The sequence below is a fragment of the Pseudaquabacterium rugosum genome, from assembly GCF_038066575.1.
In the GTDB taxonomy this organism is placed as follows: domain Bacteria; phylum Pseudomonadota; class Gammaproteobacteria; order Burkholderiales; family Burkholderiaceae_C; genus Pseudaquabacterium; species Pseudaquabacterium rugosum.
Genome location: NZ_JBBUTF010000002.1, coordinates 322,486 through 338,583, shown reverse-complemented (window position 1 = coordinate 338,583; position 16,098 = coordinate 322,486). Strand labels below are relative to the sequence as shown.

Sequence of the window (16,098 nt, the reverse complement as noted above, 5' to 3'; positions counted from 1 at the left end):
CCCGACGCCCGCCGGTGCTGTCCGTCGTGCGTCGGGGCCATCGCTCAGCGCTCCAGCGTGAGGTCGCCGAGCGGGCGGCTGCAGCAGGGCAGGAACCAGCCCTGGGCCACCTCGCGCGGGCGCAGGCCGCCGTTCTGGCTCATCTGCACCTCGCCGGCGCTGCGCTGCGTGCGGCAGGTGCCGCAGACGCCATTGGCGCAGGCGAAGGGCCAGCGCACGCCGGCCCGCTGGGCGGCCTGCAGCACCGTCTCGTCGGCACCGCAGTCGAAGCGCTCGCCGCGCTTGCTCAGCGTGACGGTGTAACGCGCAGTGTCAGGCGATGAGGAGACGGCGGCGGCCGGCGCCGCGGCAGCGGGTGCGGCCTGCGGTGCGGGCGCGGCGGCCGGCGAGGTGGCGGGGACCACGGCCTCGGTCGCGGTGCCCGGCGGCTGGGTGGCGGCGGCCGGCAGCGGTGCGGGAGCCGGTGCCGGCGTGGCCACCACCGGCTGCGCCGCGGCACCGAAGCTGAAGCTCTCCTCGTGGTAGCGCGACGGATCGAAGCCGGCCTCGGCCAGCAGCGCGCGCACGGCAGCCATGAACGGCGCCGGGCCGCAGCACCAGACCTCGCGGTCGAGCAGGTCCGGCACCTGGCGGCGCAGCAGGGCCAGATCGATGCGGCCGACCGGGCCGTGCCAGCCGGGCGTGGCCTGCTCGCACAGCAGCGTCGAGCGCCAGCGCGGCAGCCGTGTCGCCAGCCAGTCCAGCTCGGCGCCGAAGATGCGGTCGGCCGGCGTGCGCGCCGCGTGCAGGAAGTGCAGATCGACGTCGGTGCCCAGGTCGGCCCAGCTGCGCGCCATCGACATCAGCGGCGTGATGCCGCTGCCGGCCGACAGGTAGAGCTGGCCGCGGGCCGGCGCCTGCAGCGGGCCGGCCGGCGGGCAGAACTCCCCGGCCGGGCCGCTGACCGACAGCCGCATGCCCGGCTTCAGCCGCTCATGCAGCCAGTTGGAGACCGGGCCGCCCGGCACCCGCTTGACGGTGATGGCCACGCTGTCGGGCCGCGTCGGGCTGGAGCTCAGCGTGTAGCTGCGCCAGATGCGCTGGCCGTCGATGTCGAGGGCCAGGGTGATGAACTGGCCGGGCCGGTAGCGCCAGCTGCGCGCCTCGACCGGACGCAGCACGAAGCTGCGCACGTCGTGCGTTTCCTGCACCACGGCCACGCACTGCAGCCATTCATCATCACCGCCCCAGGGTGGCGGCAGGGCGACGGCGGGATCCGGGGCCGGCACGGCCTCGGCGGTCGGAAGGGACGGGGACGACATCGGGACTCCTGGCGGTCGGTCGGGCCGGCGGACGGCGGCTGCGGGCCTCAGCCCAGCGACGCCACGCCGGCGCGCAGGCGGTCGACGTACCAGACGCAGAAGGCCTCGACCAGGCCTTCGGTGAACGGCGAGTACGGGCCCGGCCGGTAGGCCGGGCTGGCCACGCCGGCCTGGGTCAGCTCGACCAGGCGGCGGTCCTGGTCATTGGTGGCGTTCCACACCTTGGTCAGGTTCTCGACCGTGTAGTCCACGCCCTCGACCGCGTCCTTGTGCACGCACCAGGTGGTGCGCACCAGCGTGCGCTCGGCGCTGATGGGGATGACCGAGAAGCTGACCACGTGGTCGCTCATGAAGTGGTGCCAGCTGTTGGGCTGGGTCCAGAACGACAGGCCGCCGAGCGCGGCATCACCGAAGTCGGCCAGCAGCTTCGTGCAGGCGACCTGCGTGTCCATGGTCTGCGACTGGCCGGCGCGGTCCAGCGGCAGGCGCTGGGTGCGGAAGCCGCTGACCCGGCTGTCCAGCTCCTCCAGACGGGCGCTGGGCAGGCCCATGGCCTCCCACTTGGCGTGGCTGTCCTCGACGATCTGCTCGAAGCGGGCCAGGCCCTCCTCATTCTGCGGGCCAGGCTGGTAGCCGAAGCCGTGCTCGTACAGCGAGATGGTCAGCTCCGGATGGTTGCCCACGCAGTGGTAGCACTCGCGGTTGTTCTCCATCGTCAGCTTCCAGTTGCCGCGCTCGATGATGTCGACCTGGGCGGCGACCTTGGCCTCGTTCAGGCGGTGCGGCGCCAGATAGGGCTTCATGCGGGCGGCCACCTCGTCGAAGTCGGCCGGCGGCTCGTCGGCCAGGCAGATGAACAGCAGGCCCTCGACGTTGCGCAGATGGACGCGGCGCAGCTGGTGCTGCTCCTTCAGGAAGGTCTCGCCCATGTGGTCGGCATGGATCAGCCGGCCTTCCAGGTCATAGGTCCACTGGTGGTAGGGGCAGACGATGTTGCCGAGCGAGCCCTGATGCGCCTCGCACAGCTTGGAGCCGCGGTGACGGCAGACGTTGTGGAAGGCCTGGATGCCCATGTCGTCGTCGCGCACGATCAGGATCGAGTTGTGGCCGACGTCGACGGTGATGTAGTCGCCCGGCTCGGCCACCTGCGGCGCCACGGCGACGAAGATCCAGTGGCGCTCGAAGATCAGCGCCATGTCGGCCTGGAAGACCGACGGATCCAGGTAGAACGGCGCCTCCAGGCTGTGGCCGGGGGTGCGCTGTTCGAGCAGCTGGCGCAGCAGCGCGGTGGAGGTGGCAGGCTGGAAACGGATCGGTTGGGCGGTGGGCATGAGGCGGCTCCCTGGCGGCGATCGATGCGGTGGACGGGATGGAAGGAAGATCCGGTGGATGCGGGCGGCGGGGCCTGACGTTCAGCGTGAGGACACCAGCGCCAGCGCCTGGAGGCGCTGCAGCAAGGCGCGGGCCTTGTCCTCGACGCTGCCCTCGCGCAGCAGCGCGCCGCCCGACTTGGGCGCCCCGCTGCCGGTGGCACGGGCCATGCGCTCGGCGCCGCTGGCGCGGCTGGCGGCGGCCAGCGCGACCCGCTGGCGGCGGGCGGGGCCGGTCGTCCAGTCCGGCATGGCCGGCGCGTGCCCGGTGGTGGCCGTGCGGGCCGCCGTCACCGTCTCGATGCGGCCCTGCTGGGCGCTGGCCCAGGCATGGCGCAGATCCAGCCCGGCGCGCTGGGCCAGGCGGGCGCTGGTCACCAGCACCGCGCCGGCGCCGGGCGCCAGGCGCCAGTGGTGGCGGGCACCGCGCGGCAGGGCCTGGGTCACGCGCCAGTGGCCGTCGGGCTCGCGCTGCAGATCGATCACGTCGGCCAGCAGCGGCCGTTGCAGTACCTCGGCCAGCGCATAGGGCAGCAGGCCGCTGCCCAGACCCGACTCGGCGCGCGCACCGGTCAGCACCAGCGGGCTGTCGGCACAGGCCTGCCGCAGCAGCGTCAGCGCATCGGCGGCCGCACCGGCGGCACCGACCGGCGCCACCCACTGCTGCAGCAGCGGCAGGCCGAGGGCCAGGTAGTCGCGGGCCACGCGCTCGGGCAGGCGGCCGGCGTGCACCAGACGCGGCACGGCGACGCCGGCAGCGGCCTGCAGGGCCAGGGCCGCCGCAGCCGCATCACCGGCGCTGCGCGTGGCGCGGCCGCTGACCGGGTCGATGCGCAGGCTGACCAGCACGGCCGGGGCGGAGGAAGGACGCGGGGCGTTCATGCGCGGGACTCCTGCGGGCTGCGCACCAGCGCCAGCAGCGCGCGCATCAGCGGCTGGGCGTCGGCGACGATGCCGAGCTCGGCGCGCGCCATCATCGGCGCGGCGGCATCGGTGTTGACGGCGATGACATGGCGCACCGCCTGGATGCCCTGCAGATGCTGCACGGCGCCCGAGATGCCGAGCGCCAGATAACCGCGGGCCTGGACGGTCTTGCCGGTGGCCCCGACCTGCTGGGCGCGGGTGAAGCGGCCATCGTCGACGGCCACGCGCGAGGCGCCCACCGCCGCGCCGAGCGCCTGGGCCAGCTCCTGGAACAAGGCGACGTCGGTGATGCCGTTGCCGGCGGCCAGGATGAACTCGGCCTCCTCCAGCGCCACCTCGGCAGCGCGGCCGGCCTCGCGGCCGAGGTCGGACAGACCGGCGGCGGGCTGGCGGGACGGCGCCTGCAGCAAGGCCTGCTCGCCACGGCCGACGAAGGGCAGCTCGGTGCGGGCGACCTGGCGCTGCAGCAGGGCCAGCGCCGGCAGTGCGGTGGCGGCCTCGCCGGCCTTTCCGGCCTCGCCAGCGCCGGGGCCCTCGGCCGTCCCGGCCCAGGCCACGCGGGCCAGGGCCGGCCGGCCCTCGGCCGCCGGTGCGATCTCGCGCACGCCGCAGGCCGCGGCCAGACCCAGGCGGGCGGCCAGGCGTCGGCCCAGATCGGCATCGGCGCCCTGGTCGGGCAACAGCGTGTGGCGCGGGCTCAGCGCCCGCCAGCGTGCGGCCACGGCCACCACCAGCGCGGCGGCATCGGCGCCCGGCGGCACGGGCAGCTGCTCGACCCGGTCGATGCCGAGCGCGGCCGCATCGGCCAGCGGCGGGGGCGCGTCCACGCCCTCGACGGTGCACGGCGCGATCAGCACCACCGCCTCGTGCGGGGCGGCCAGCAGCGCGGCGGCGGCCACCACCTCGCGGGCGGCGTCGTCGAGCGCGCCGCGCTCGCTGTGGGCCACCACCAGCAGGCAGCCCCGCGGCTCGCCCTGCAGGCGCAGCGGCTTGACGGTCTCGCCGGAACGGGCCTGGGCGCCCAGGCGCTCGCCGACGCTGCTGCCCAGCACGATGCGGCGCAGGCCCTGCGGCGTGATGACGACGGGGCGGCGCGGGTCGATGCGGCGCACCCGCGCGCCGTGTGCGATGGCGGTGTTCATCGGGCGGCTCCGGTGGGCTGCAGATCGACGGCGCGGGCGACCAGCTCGGCCACGTCCAGCACCTCGGGCCGCGGGCCGACCACGCCTTCGAGCATGGCCGTGCACTGCGGGCAGGCGACAGCGACCACGCCGGCGCCGGTGGCCCGCGCATCGGCGATGCGGATGTCGGGGATGCGCTGGCGGCCGGGGATGTCGGTGGTCGGCGCACCGCCGCCACCGCCGCAGCAGCGGGCGGCCGGGCCGTGCATCGCCATCTCGACGATCGGGATGCCGACGGCCTTCAGCGCGCGGCGCGGGGCCTCGAACTGGCCGTTGTAGCGCCCGAGGTAACAGGGATCATGCAGGGTCACCGGTGCGGCCTCGACCGCGTCGGCCTTGCGGCGCAGACGGCCGCGTTGCAGCAGATCGTCCAGCACCTCGGTGTGGTGCCAGACCTTGACACCGCCGGCCAGCACCGCCGCCCATTCGGCATCGAAGGCCGGGTACTCGTTGCGCAGCGCCTGCAGCAGATGCGGATCGGCGGTGACCAGGTTGGCCGCCGGCCGCTCGCACAGCGTGGCGATCAGCTGCCGCGCCAGGCGCTGCCAGCCGTCCTCGTCGCCCAGGCGGCGGGCGACGTCGCCGCAGTCGGTCTCGGCCGCGCCCAGCACCGCCGGCGTGATGCCGCCAGCCTTGAGCACCGGCACCAGCGCGCGCAGCGTGCGCTGGCCGCGCAGATCGAAGCCGGCCTCGCCGGCCAGCAGCAGCCAGTCGACGCGCTGGCCCGGCCGCGCCACCGGCAGCTCGAAGTCGGTCGCCCAGTGGAAGCGGGCGGCCAGCGGCTGGCGGCTCTGGGTGTCGGTCTCGCGCAGCGCGGCCAGCACCTCGGGTGCCTTGTTGGGCTGGCTGCCGCCGACGAGCGTCAGGTTGCGCCTCAGGCTGACCACCAGGTCCACGTGCTCGATCAGCATCGGGCAGGCCTGGACGCAGGCGCGGCAGGTGGTGCAGCTCCACAGCGTCTCGGCCGGGATCAGGCCGGGCACCACGGGGGCGTCGGCGCGGCCCTGGTGCTGGCCGACGGTCTGCCCCGGATAGGGGTTGCCGGCATAGGCCGCATCGCTGCCACCGGCCATGCCGGTGACCAGATCCTGCACCAGCTTCTTCGGGTTCAGCGGCTGGCCGGCGGCATAGGCCGGGCAGGCGGCCTCGCACTTGCCGCACTGCACGCAGGCATCGAAGGACAGCAGACGGTTCCAGGGCAGATCGGCCGGCTGGCCGGCGCCCGGCTTGTCACGGCCGAGGACCACCGGCTGCAGCGCCACCGCGCGGCGCTGGGCGGCCGGGCCGACCGGCTGCGGCGCGAAGCGCTCGGGCCGCGGATGCAGGCCCAGATGCAGCAGGCCGGCCACCGCATGCTTCATCGGCCCGGCCAGGCCGATGCCCAGCGCCAGCTCGGCCGCGCCGATGGCCAGGGCCAGCGCGCAGGCCGCCGCCCACCAGGGCGCCAGCAGCGGCGACCACAGCGCGCTGGCGGCCAGCGCCAGCGCACCGGCGGCACCGACGGCCAGCGTGGCCGGCAGCCGGTCCCAGGGGCCGTGCGAGACGCGGCGCGCCACCTCGGGCTGCGCCCGGCGGCGGCGCATCATCAGCGCGCCGCCGACCATGGCCGCGGCCGACAGCACCAGCAGCGCGTCCAGCAGCGCCCAGCGCAGGCGCAGGCCGTCGTTGAGCGCCACCAGCGCCAGGCTGGCGATGGCGCCGCCGGCCACCAGCACGTGGGCCCGGGCCACCAGCGGCTCGCGCACCACCACCGCATGCAGATCGACGAAGTAGCGCTTGGGGATGGCCAGCAGGCCCGACCAGGCCACGCGGGCGGCCGCGCCCTGGCGCCACAGCGCCGCGCGCCGCGCGGTGCCGACGGCCAGCGCCAGCAGCGCCAGCCAGAACACGGCGGTCACCAGGTCCCGCCACACGAATCCAGACATCGGGGTGTCCATCTCAGTCAGGCTCCGGGCCGGCTCATCAAAAGTCTTTGGCCAGCCGCAGCGCGTCGTAGATCGCGCCGTGGATGTTGTGCATGCTCACGCCGTCACCGATGCGGAACAGCGCGAACGCACCGCCCTGCCCCAGCTCCGGATCGGCCAGCACCGGCTGCGGACGCGCGTCGTAGAGCGTGTCGATGTCGGTCTGGCCCTTGTTCAGCGAGCGGTCCTTCAGCGACCAGTACAGCGATTCGTTCGGCGTGATGCCGTTCTCGATCACCACCTGGTCCACCGCCCGCTCCTCCAGCTGGTCGGTGTACTCGTTCTTCAGCACGGCGATCAGCTTGTCGCCTTCCGGCGTGGTCTCGCGGTAGACCCGCTCCAGCCAGAAGTTCGGCGTCATCACCACGCCGTGCGCGTACAACCGGCGGTAGAAGATCGGGAAGGTGGTGCCGCCGGTGTCGTCGGCGATCTTCACGTCCGGCGTCACCATCTCGACCAGATGGCCGCGGCTGGCGATGAAGTCGGCCACGCCGGTGCCCGCATGGCCGCTGATGCCGTCGTAGACCAGCACGTGGCCCTGCAGCGCCACGCGGCCCGACAGGATGTCCCAGCCGCTGACGGCCAGGCCTTCGGCCACGCCCCAGGCCGGCACCTGGGCCGTGTGCGGCAGGCCGCCGGTGGCCAGCACGACGATGTCGGGCCGCTCGTCGAGGATGACCGACACGTCGGCCTCGGTGTTGAGCCTCAGGTCGACGCCCAGGCGGCGGATCTCCAGATCGAACCAGCGGATGATGCCGGCCATCTGCTCGCGCTGCGGCGCCTTGGCCGCCAGGTTGACCTGACCGCCGACCTGCGGTGCCTTCTCGAACAGCACCACCTCATGGCCGCGCTCACGCGCCACGCGGGCGGCCTCCAGCCCGGCCGGGCCGGCGCCCACCACCACCACCTTGCGCTTCGGCCCGGTGGTCTGGGCGATGAGGTGGGGCATCGTGCGCTCGCGGCTGGTGGCGGCGTTCTGCACGCACAGCACGTCCAGGCCGTTGTACTGGCGGTCGATGCAGTAGTTGGCGCCGACGCACTGCTTGATCTGGTCCTCGCGGCCGTCGCGGATCTTGATCACCATGTGCGGGTCGGCGATCTGCGCGCGCGTCATGCCGACCATGTCGACCAGGCCCGCGGCCAGCAGGCGCTCGGCCTGCTGCGGATCGCGGATGCTCTGCGCGTGCATCACCGGGATCTTCACCACGCTCTTGATGCCACCGGCCAGATGCACGAAGGGCTCGGGCGGCAGCGCCATCGGCGGCATGCAGTTGGCCAGCGTGTTGTGGGTGTCGGCGCCCGAGCCGATGACGCTCAGGTAGTCGATCAGGCCGGTCTCGGACATCGCCTGGGCGATCTCCTTGAGCATCTCGTGGCTCAGGCCGTCCTCGTGGAACTCGTCGCCACACATGCGCAGGCCGACGACGAAGTCGGCGCCGACCTCGGCACGCACCGCCTTGAGCACCTCGATGCCGAAGCGCAGGCGGTTGGCCAGGCTGCCGCCCCATTCATCGGTGCGGAAGTTGCTGCGCGGGCTCCAGAACTGGTCGATCAGGTGCTGGTGAGCGGCCGAGATCTCGATGCCGTCCAGGCCCGAGGCCTTGACCCGGCGCGCGGCGGCCGCGTAGTCGCCGATGATGCGACGGATCTCCTCGATCTCGATGGTCTTGGCATTGCCGCGGTGCACCGGCTCGCGCACGCCGGACGGGCTGACCAGGTGCGGCCAGTCGAAGCCGTGCCAGGCGTTGCGCCGCCCCATGTGCGTGGCCTGGATCATGATCTTGGCGCCATGCCTGTGCATGGCCTCGGCCAGCCGGGACAGGCCTTCCATCGTCTGGTCGCGCGACAGGTTGACGCTGCTCCACCAGCTGCTGGGGCTGTCCTTGGCCACCGGGCTGGAGCCGCCGCAGATGGCCAGTCCGACGCCGCCCTTGGCCTTTTCCTCGTAGTAGCGGATGTAGCGCTCGCCGGGCATGCCGTCATCGGCATAGACCTCGGCATGGGCGGTGCTGACGATGCGGTTGCGGATCGTCAGCCGGTTGAGCGTGATCGGCTCGAACAGATGGGGATAACGCATGGCGTGCGGATGTCCGGGGCGGCGAAAGGCGTGGCGGCGGCGGCGCGGTCAGCCGGCGATCGGGGTCACGGTGAACACGCAGTGGTCATGGCCGTGGATGGCCTGCTCGGCGGCGCACTGCGTCTCGGTGCTGGTGGTCTTCCAGGTCCGGCCGGTGGCCTGGCCGACCCAGTCCATCGCGCCGGAGAACCAGCCGGCGAACAGGTAGCAGACCTTGTCCTGCGTCACCGGCACGCCGGCGATGCCCTGGGCCAGCACGAACACCGAGTGCTTGAGCGTGATCTGGGCATGGCCGGTGGCCGCGTCGACCTCGCGGAAGGCGAACTGGCCCCAGCCACGCTGCGACAGGCGCTGCAGGTAGTGCTCGTAGACGGCCAGGCCCTGCAGGCCGTGGGTCCGGCTCTCCTGCTCGCACCAGAAGTAGGCCGAGCGGTGGCCGGCCTTGTAGAGGCTGGCGGCATAGACCTCGCGGCCGATGGCCGCCTCGGCCTCCACGTGGTTGTTGACGAAGAAGTGCCGCGGCACGTAGATCATCGGCAGACCGTCGGTGGTCCAGATGCCGGTGTCCTCGGCGACGTCGATGGGCAGTTGGGGTGAAGCCATGAGGGCACTCGATGGAAGGTGGAGGGTTCGGGCCAGCAGCCGCCGCGGAACCGGCTTCGCCGGGCCGCTGGCGGCGCCCCCTGGAGGGGGAGCGGCCTTGGCCGCTTCGGGGGTGGGTCAGTCAGCCCAGACGTCGCCGAAGACCCGCAGCCAGTTGCCGCCGATCACCTTGACGATGCGCTCGGGCTTCCAGCCGGCACGCGCCATCGCGTCGGTCAGGTTGGGCATCTCGCCGATGGTGCGGATGCCCTGCGGGTTCAGCACGGTGCCGAAGTTCGTCAGCCGGCGGCCACGGCCCTTGTCGTGGGTGATGTGCTCGAAGAAGTCCTGGCCATAACCCTGGGTGTGGTCGGTGCCCACGCCCACGCAGTCCTCGCCGACGAGGTTGATCACGTAGTCCAGCGCCTCGACGTAGTCGTCGACGGTCGATTCGGTGCCGCGCTTGAGGAAGGGCGGGAACATGGTCACGCCGATGAAGCCGCCGCGGTCGGCGATGAACTTCAGCTGCTCGTCGCTCTTGTTGCGCGGATGCTCCTTCAGACCGGCCGGCAGGCAGTGGCTGTAGGTGACCGGCTTCTTCGAGGCCAGGATGGCCTCCTCGCTGGTCCTGGCGCCGACGTGCGAGAGGTCGACCATGATGCCGACCCGGTTCATCTCGGCGATGACCTCGTGGCCGTAGCCCGAGAGGCCGCCGTCGCGCTCGTAGCAGCCGGTGCCGATCAGGTTCTGCGTGTTGTAGCAGAGCTGGACCACGCGCACGCCCATGTCGGCGAAGGCCTCGATGTGGCCCAGGTGGTCCTCGAAGGCGTGGGCGTTCTGGAAGCCCAGGATGATGCCGGTCTTGCCTTCGGCCTTGGCGCGGCGGATGTCGTCCGTCGTGCGCACCAGGCTCAGCAGGTCGGCGTTGGCGCGGATGTGCGCCTTCATCGCGGCGATGTTGTGCACCGTGCCCTTGAAGTCCTCCCAGACGGAGACGGTGCAGTTGGCGGCGGTCAGGCCACCGCGGCGCATGTCCTCGAAGACCGGGCGGTCCCACTTCGAGATGATCAGACCATCGATGACGACGGACTCGGCGTGCAAGGGGTTCATGGCGTCGGGAAGGGGCTGCTGGCGGCCGGAAAGGCGGTCCGGACCGGGGCCGGGGAACGTCGTCGTGACGCTCCGATGACGCTGATTGTTCGGCTGCACCCCGTGCGCGCCTTGCGCGTGGCGGACCTCGATTTGTCCGCAAACGACATGGCCGACTGGCCTGGAAACGACATGCGCGCGGGTGCCGGCATCGCCCGCACGCCCGGGTCGCCGACCATCCGGACAGACCCTGATCCCTCCGGTGCGGCACCCCGAATGACAACGGGGCCGTGGTTGCCCACGGCCCCGTCTCATCCCCGGTCGGGGCGGCTGGCGGACGGCCTCAGCGGGCCGCGGCCACCCACTTGTCGACCGTCGCGCCGTTGGCCGCGATGTAGGCGGCGGCCTCCTTGGCCGGGGTCGACTCCTTGGCCTTGAGCATCACGCCCTCCAGGTCGGCCAGCGAGATCTTGAGGTTGCGGATGAAGGCCGCGGCCTTGGGGAAGTCGGCCGAGAAACCCTTGCGCGCCAGCGCGTGGATCTCCTCGGCGCCGCCGAGCGCGCCCTTGGGATCCTCCAGATAACGCAGCTTGTACTGCGAGAACATCCAGTGCGGGCTCCAGGTGGTGACGACGATCCACTGCTTGCGCGCGATCGCGCGGTCCAGCGACGAGACCATGGCCGCGTCGGACGCGGTGATCAGCTTGTAGTCCAGGCCGTAGCTCTTGATCGCCGCCTCGGACAGCTTCATCAGGCCGGCACCCGCATCGATGCCCTGGATCTTGCCGCCCAGCTTCTCGCTGACCTCGGGCTTCTTCAGGTCCTCCAGCGTCCTGAGGGTGCCCACCGGGATGTCGGCCGGCACGGCCCAGCCCAGCTTGGCGTCGGTGTAGAGCGCGCCCAGGTCCTCGACCAAACCCTTGACCTTCTCGTAGTAGCTCTTGTGGGTGCCGGGCAGCCAGGCCATCAGCATCAGGTCGATCTGGCCGCGTTCCAGGCCCGCGTACTGCAGGGCCACGTCGGTCATCACCAGCTCGACCTTCTGCGCCAGGCGCTGCTCCAGGATCAGCTTGGCGATGTTGGTGATCGCCTCGGCATCGGACCAGGCGGTCCAGCCGATGCGGATCGGCTTGGCCTGGGCCAGCACCGACAGCGGCGTGCCGGCGAGCGCCAGCGTGGTGGTGGTGCCGGCGACGAACTGGCGGCGGGACAGGGGACGGTTCATGGTGCGCACTCCGGATGGGTGTGGTGAACAGCGTGTGAAGCGGTGGAAATCGCGGGCCTGATCTTGGTGGCGCGGGGCCCGGTCGATGTCACGCAGGCGACATCGACCGGCCCACAGCCGACATCGCGGCCGGCCTCAACGCTGCCGCGTGCGCCAGTGCGGATGGGTGAACCACGGCGCGGTCGAGCGCGGCAGCGGCGTGCGGCCGCGGATCGCGTCGGCGATCTTCTCGGCCATCATGATGGTCGGCGCGTTCAGGTTGCCGCTGACCACGTCGGGCATGATCGACGCATCGACCACCCGCAGGCCGCGCGTGCCGTGCACGCGGCCCTGGCCGTCGGTCACCGCGGCCGCGTCGTCGTCGGCGCCCATGCGGCAGGTGCACGAGGGGTGCAGCGCGCTCTCGGCATGCTGGCGAATGTGGGCGTCGATCTGGGCATCGGTGCGCACTTCGTCGGTCGGCGAGACGGACGCGCCGCGGAAGGGATCGAAGGCCTTCTGGCCGAAGATCTCGCGCGTCAGGCGGATGGCCGCGCGCATCTCGATGCGGTCCTGCTCGGTGCTCATGTAGTTGAACAGGATGCGCGGCGGCACCTTGGGATCGGCGTTGCGCAGGCGCACGAAGCCGCGGCTGGTCGAGCGCATCGGCCCGACGTGGGCCTGGTAGCCGTGGAAGCTGGCCGGTGAGCTGCCGTCATAACTGATGGCCATCGGCAGGAAGTGGTACTGCAGGTCCGGCTGCTCGACGCCGGCCGCGCTGCGGATGAAGCCGCCGGCCTCGAAGTGGTTGGTGGCGCCGAGCCCGGTGCCCGTCAACAGCCACTGCGCGCCGATCTTCGCCTTGGCCGGCAGGCTCATCGCCGAGTACAGCGTGATCGGCTGCGTGCAGGCCACCTGCACATAGGTCTCCAGATGGTCCTGCAGGTTCTCGCCGACGCCGCGCAGCGGCACCACCGGCGTGATGCCGTGGCCGCGCAGCGCGTCCGGATCGCCGACGCCCGACAGCTGCAGGATCTGCGGCGAGTTGATCGCGCCGCCGCACAGGATGACCTCGCGCGTGGCACGGATGCGGTCGAGGTGGGCGCCGTTGGCCACCTCGACGCCGATGGCGCGCGCCGGATCACTGCCCGGCTCGAACAGCACGCGCGTGACCAGCGCCCGCGTGCGCACCTGCAGGTTGGGCCGCGCCATGGCCGGGCGCAGATAGGCCACCGCGGTGCTGCAGCGCCGGCCCTGGTGCACCGTCATGTCCATCGGCCCCAGGCCTTCCTGGCGGAAGCCGTTCATGTCCTCGGTACGGGCATAACCGGCCTGCTGACCGGCCTCGATGAAGGCCTCGTACAACGGGTTGTCGCAGCGGCCGGTGGCGACCTTCAGCGGTCCGCGGTCACCACGGTAGTCGTCGCCGCCCTGCTCGCGCGTCTCGGCCTTGCGGAAATAGGGCAGGCAATCGGCATACGACCAGTCGGCCAGCCCCTTGTAGCGGGACCAGCCCTCGTAGTCGAGCGCATGGCCGCGGATGTAGACCATGCCGTTGATCGACGAGGAGCCCCCCAGCACGCGGCCGCGCGGGCAGTACATCGCCCGCCCGTCCATGTGAGGGTCAGGCTCGCTGTGGTAGTACCAGTTGTAGCGGTCGCTGGCCAGCGGGTAGGCGAAGGCCGAGGGCATGTGCAGGATGACGCTCATCGGCCCGCGGTCACCGGGGCCGGCCTCGAGCACCAGCACGCGCACATCAGGGTCCTCGGTCAGCCGGTGGGCCAGCACCGAGCCGGCCGAACCGGCACCGACGATGATGTAGTCGAAGACGTCTGCAGCGGCAGCCATGGGGCAAGGGTATCCTCGGTTTCAGCGGTAGCTGCAGGCCACGCGCCCCAGCTCCAGGTAGACGGACTTCAGCTGCGTGTAGTGGTCGAGCGCGACCTGGCCGTTCTCGTGGCCGATGCCCGACTCGCGCGCGCCGCCGAAGGGCATCTCCACCGGCGTGATGTTGTAGTTGTTGATCCAGCACACACCGGCAGCGAGTGCGGCGGCCATGCGGTGGCCGCGCGCGATGTCGCGGGTGAACACGCCAGCGGCCAGGCCGAAGCGCGTGGCGTTGGCGCGCCGGATCACCTCGGCCTCGTCGTCGAAGGCCAGCACGCTCATCACCGGGCCGAAGATCTCCTCGCGCACGAGGGTCATCTCGTCGCGGCAGTCGGTGAAGACGGTCGGCGCGACGAAGCAGCCGGCCAGACCGGGCACGTCGACGCGGCCGCCGCCGCACAGCAGCGTGGCGCCCTCCTCCACGCCGCGGCGGATCAGGCCCAGCACCTTCTCGCCGTGCGCGGCCGAGATCATCGCGCCGACCTCGGTCGCCGGATCGGCCGGATCGCCGACGCGCAGCAGCGCGGTGCGCTCGGCCAGCCGGGCCAGGAAGCGCGGCAGCAGCGCGCGCTGCACGAACACGCGCGTGCCGTTGGTGCAGATCTCGCCCTGGGTGTAGAAGTTGGCCAGCATGGCGGCCGAGACGGCCTCCTCCAGCTCGGCGTCCTCGCAGACGATCAAGGCCGACTTGCCGCCCAGCTCCATCGTCACCCGCTTGAGCGTGCCGGCGGCCGCGGCCATCACCTTCTTGCCGGTGGGCACCGAGCCGGTCAGCGAGACCTTGGCCACCTCGGGGTGCAGGGCCAGCGCCTCGCCGGTCGGCCCCTGGCCCTGCAGCACCTGGAAGACGCCCGGCGGCAGGCCGGCCTCCAGATAGACCTCGGCCAGCTCGACGGCCGTCGACGGCGTCAGCTCGCTGGGCTTGAACAGCATCGCGTTGCCGGCGGCCAGCGCCGGGGCCGACTTCCAGCAGGCGATCTGCAGCGGGTAGTTCCAGGCGCCGATGCCCACGCACAGGCCCAGCGGCTCGCGCCGGGTGTAGATCAGCGCGTTCGGATGCGGCAGCTGCTGGCCGTTGAGCTGGGCGGCCAGGCCGGCGTAGTACTCGATGCAGTCGGCGCCGCTGGCCACATCGACCACGGCCGCCTCCTGGATCGGCTTGCCGGTGTCGGCCACTTCCAGCGCGGCCAGTGCGTCGTTGCGCGCGCGCAGCAGGGCCGCGGCCCGCTGCAGCACGCGGCCGCGCTCGGCGCCCGACAGCGCGGCCCAGCGGGCCTGGCCGTCGCGGGCGGCCGCGATCGCGGTCCCGATGTCGGCCGCATCCGCCGCGGCCACGCGGCCGATCGGCGTGCCGCGCGCCGGGTCCTGCTTGACCCAGACCGCGCCGCCACCGCGCACGCGCTGGCCGCCGATGTGGCTGTCGATCCAGGGCAGACCGTCGTCCCCGCTCGCCACACCGCCCACCGCCACCCCGTTCAACGCGCCGCTCACGGCTTGGCCGCCGGCTTCAGCGCGGCCTGCACCGCCGGCAGACCCGGCTCGCCCTTGACGGTGGTGACGCCCTTGAGCCAGGGCTCCAGCGCCTCCGGGTGCTTGAGCAGCCAGGTGCGCGCCGCCTGCTCGGGCTTGACCTTGTCGAGCACGCCCAGCATCACCTCGTTCTCCATCGTGGTGCTGAACTGCAGGTTCTTCAGGAAGGTGCCGACGTTCGGGCACTTCTCGGCATAGCCGGTGGCCGTGGCCGTGTAGACCTTGGCCTCGCCGAAGTTGGGGCCGAAGACGTCGTCGCCGCCGGTCAGGTAGCGCATCTTGACCTGCACATTCATCGGATGCGGCTCCCAGCCGAGGAAGACCACCGGCCGGGTGCCCCGCGCCGCGCGCTGGACCTCGGCCAGCATGCCCGCCTCGGACGACTCCACCAGCTTGAAGTCCTTCAGGCCGTACTGGTTCTTCTTGATCATGTCGGCGATCAGCGCGTTGCCGTCATTGCCCGGCTCGATGCCCAGGATGCGGCCGCCGAGCTCCTTGTGGAAGCGCGCGATGTCCTTGAAGTCCTTCAGCCCGGCCTGCCACAGCGCCTCGGGCACGGCCAGCGTGTACTTGGCACCGGTCAGGTTGGGCACCGGCAGCACCTGGATCTGGCCGGCCTTGACGAAGGGCTCGATCATCGGCGTCATGCTCGGATTCCAGTAACCGAGGAACACGTCGAGCTGCTTGCTCTTCATGCCGGCGAAGGTGATCGGCACCGAGGCCACGGTCACGCTCGTCTGGTAGCCCAGCGCCTTCAGCACCACCGAGGCCAGGCCGGTGGTGGCGGCGATGTCGCTCCAGCCGACGTCGGCGAAACGCACCTTCTGGCAGGCGGCGGGCTCGGCGGCACGGGCGGCCGGCAGGACGGACAGACAGGCGACGGCCAGGGCGGCCGCACGGATCGGGAACGATCGGGTCATGGCAAGGTCCGGAAGAGGAGGATGGGGAGCGCCGCCGCAGCGCACCACGGGCGACGACATGGACCCACT

Annotated in this window: 12 protein-coding genes; all 12 read right to left on the bottom strand. The window is 72.1% G+C overall.

Translation table 11 applies throughout. The features are described 5' to 3' along the window. Positions 1 to 44 precede the first annotated feature (44 nt). The 12 genes from AACH11_RS02110 to AACH11_RS02055 all read right to left on the bottom strand — a co-directional run bounded on the left by AACH11_RS02110 (position 45) and on the right by AACH11_RS02055 (position 16,029). Positions 45 to 1,301 (bottom strand): FAD-binding oxidoreductase, encoded by a 1,257-nt coding sequence (locus AACH11_RS02110; protein ID WP_341372535.1) that lies wholly within the window; start codon positions 1,299 to 1,301, stop codon positions 45 to 47. A gap of 47 nt (positions 1,302 to 1,348) precedes the next feature. Next, positions 1,349 to 2,632 carry an aromatic ring-hydroxylating oxygenase subunit alpha gene (locus tag AACH11_RS02105; protein WP_341372534.1) on the bottom strand — a complete coding sequence of 428 codons (1,284 nt, stop codon included), beginning with the start codon at positions 2,630 to 2,632 and terminating at the stop codon, positions 1,349 to 1,351. An 81-nt stretch (positions 2,633 to 2,713) separates the two neighbouring features. Continuing rightward, positions 2,714 to 3,553 carry a hypothetical protein gene (locus AACH11_RS02100; protein WP_341372533.1) on the bottom strand — a complete coding sequence of 280 codons (840 nt, stop codon included), beginning with the start codon at positions 3,551 to 3,553 and terminating at the stop codon, positions 2,714 to 2,716. After that, on the bottom strand, positions 3,550 to 4,737 hold the full coding sequence (locus AACH11_RS02095) for an FAD-binding protein (protein WP_341372532.1): 1,188 nt from the start codon (positions 4,735 to 4,737) through the stop codon (positions 3,550 to 3,552). Before AACH11_RS02095 ends, AACH11_RS02100 begins: the two co-directional genes overlap by 4 nt. Continuing rightward, positions 4,734 to 6,701: a DUF3483 domain-containing protein gene (locus AACH11_RS02090; protein ID WP_341372531.1), complete on the bottom strand. Its 1,968-nt coding sequence runs from the start codon at positions 6,699 to 6,701 to the stop codon at positions 4,734 to 4,736. The genes AACH11_RS02095 and AACH11_RS02090 overlap by 4 nt, the downstream gene beginning before the upstream one ends. Before the next feature lie 37 nt (positions 6,702 to 6,738). Further along, entirely contained in the window at positions 6,739 to 8,817 is a 2,079-nt protein-coding gene (locus tag AACH11_RS02085) for an oxidoreductase (protein ID WP_341372530.1), read from the bottom strand. Positions 8,818 to 8,865: 48 nt separating this feature from the next. Beyond that, positions 8,866 to 9,420 (bottom strand): DUF5943 domain-containing protein, encoded by a 555-nt coding sequence (locus AACH11_RS02080; RefSeq protein WP_341372529.1) that lies wholly within the window; start codon positions 9,418 to 9,420, stop codon positions 8,866 to 8,868. A 117-nt stretch (positions 9,421 to 9,537) separates the two neighbouring features. Then, positions 9,538 to 10,509 carry a dipeptidase gene (locus AACH11_RS02075; RefSeq protein ID WP_341372528.1) on the bottom strand — a complete coding sequence of 324 codons (972 nt, stop codon included), beginning with the start codon at positions 10,507 to 10,509 and terminating at the stop codon, positions 9,538 to 9,540. A gap of 322 nt (positions 10,510 to 10,831) precedes the next feature. Then, complete coding sequence (locus AACH11_RS02070) at positions 10,832 to 11,713, bottom strand: glycine betaine ABC transporter substrate-binding protein (protein ID WP_341372527.1); 882 nt, start codon at positions 11,711 to 11,713, stop codon at positions 10,832 to 10,834. Positions 11,714 to 11,848: 135 nt separating this feature from the next. Beyond that, entirely contained in the window at positions 11,849 to 13,540 is a 1,692-nt protein-coding gene (gene betA / locus AACH11_RS02065; protein WP_341372526.1) for a choline dehydrogenase, read from the bottom strand. Between the two features lie 21 nt (positions 13,541 to 13,561). Next, positions 13,562 to 15,013 (bottom strand): betaine-aldehyde dehydrogenase, encoded by a 1,452-nt coding sequence (betB, locus tag AACH11_RS02060; protein ID WP_423228679.1) that lies wholly within the window; start codon positions 15,011 to 15,013, stop codon positions 13,562 to 13,564. Positions 15,014 to 15,066: 53 nt separating this feature from the next. After that, positions 15,067 to 16,029, bottom strand: a complete 963-nt coding sequence (locus tag AACH11_RS02055) for a choline ABC transporter substrate-binding protein (protein ID WP_341372524.1) — start codon at positions 16,027 to 16,029, stop codon at positions 15,067 to 15,069. Positions 16,030 to 16,098: the final 69 nt, after the last annotated feature.

What these genes read in the sequence shown, in the direction of transcription:
- AACH11_RS02070 (WP_341372527.1), bottom strand. Translation starts at nt 11,713, where the DNA reads ATGAACCGTCCCCTGTCCCGCCGCCAGTTCGTCGCCGGCACCACCACC.
- betA (WP_341372526.1), bottom strand. Translation starts at nt 13,540, where the DNA reads ATGGCTGCCGCTGCAGACGTCTTCGACTACATCATCGTCGGTGCCGGT.
- AACH11_RS02075 (WP_341372528.1), bottom strand. Translation starts at nt 10,509, where the DNA reads ATGAACCCCTTGCACGCCGAGTCCGTCGTCATCGATGGTCTGATCATC.
- AACH11_RS02105 (WP_341372534.1), bottom strand. Translation starts at nt 2,632, where the DNA reads ATGCCCACCGCCCAACCGATCCGTTTCCAGCCTGCCACCTCCACCGCG.
- AACH11_RS02100 (WP_341372533.1), bottom strand. Translation starts at nt 3,553, where the DNA reads ATGAACGCCCCGCGTCCTTCCTCCGCCCCGGCCGTGCTGGTCAGCCTG.
- AACH11_RS02055 (WP_341372524.1), bottom strand. Translation starts at nt 16,029, where the DNA reads ATGACCCGATCGTTCCCGATCCGTGCGGCCGCCCTGGCCGTCGCCTGT.
- AACH11_RS02110 (WP_341372535.1), bottom strand. Translation starts at nt 1,301, where the DNA reads ATGTCGTCCCCGTCCCTTCCGACCGCCGAGGCCGTGCCGGCCCCGGAT.
- AACH11_RS02090 (WP_341372531.1), bottom strand. Translation starts at nt 6,701, where the DNA reads ATGTCTGGATTCGTGTGGCGGGACCTGGTGACCGCCGTGTTCTGGCTG.
- AACH11_RS02085 (WP_341372530.1), bottom strand. Translation starts at nt 8,817, where the DNA reads ATGCGTTATCCCCATCTGTTCGAGCCGATCACGCTCAACCGGCTGACG.
- AACH11_RS02080 (WP_341372529.1), bottom strand. Translation starts at nt 9,420, where the DNA reads ATGGCTTCACCCCAACTGCCCATCGACGTCGCCGAGGACACCGGCATC.
- AACH11_RS02095 (WP_341372532.1), bottom strand. Translation starts at nt 4,737, where the DNA reads ATGAACACCGCCATCGCACACGGCGCGCGGGTGCGCCGCATCGACCCG.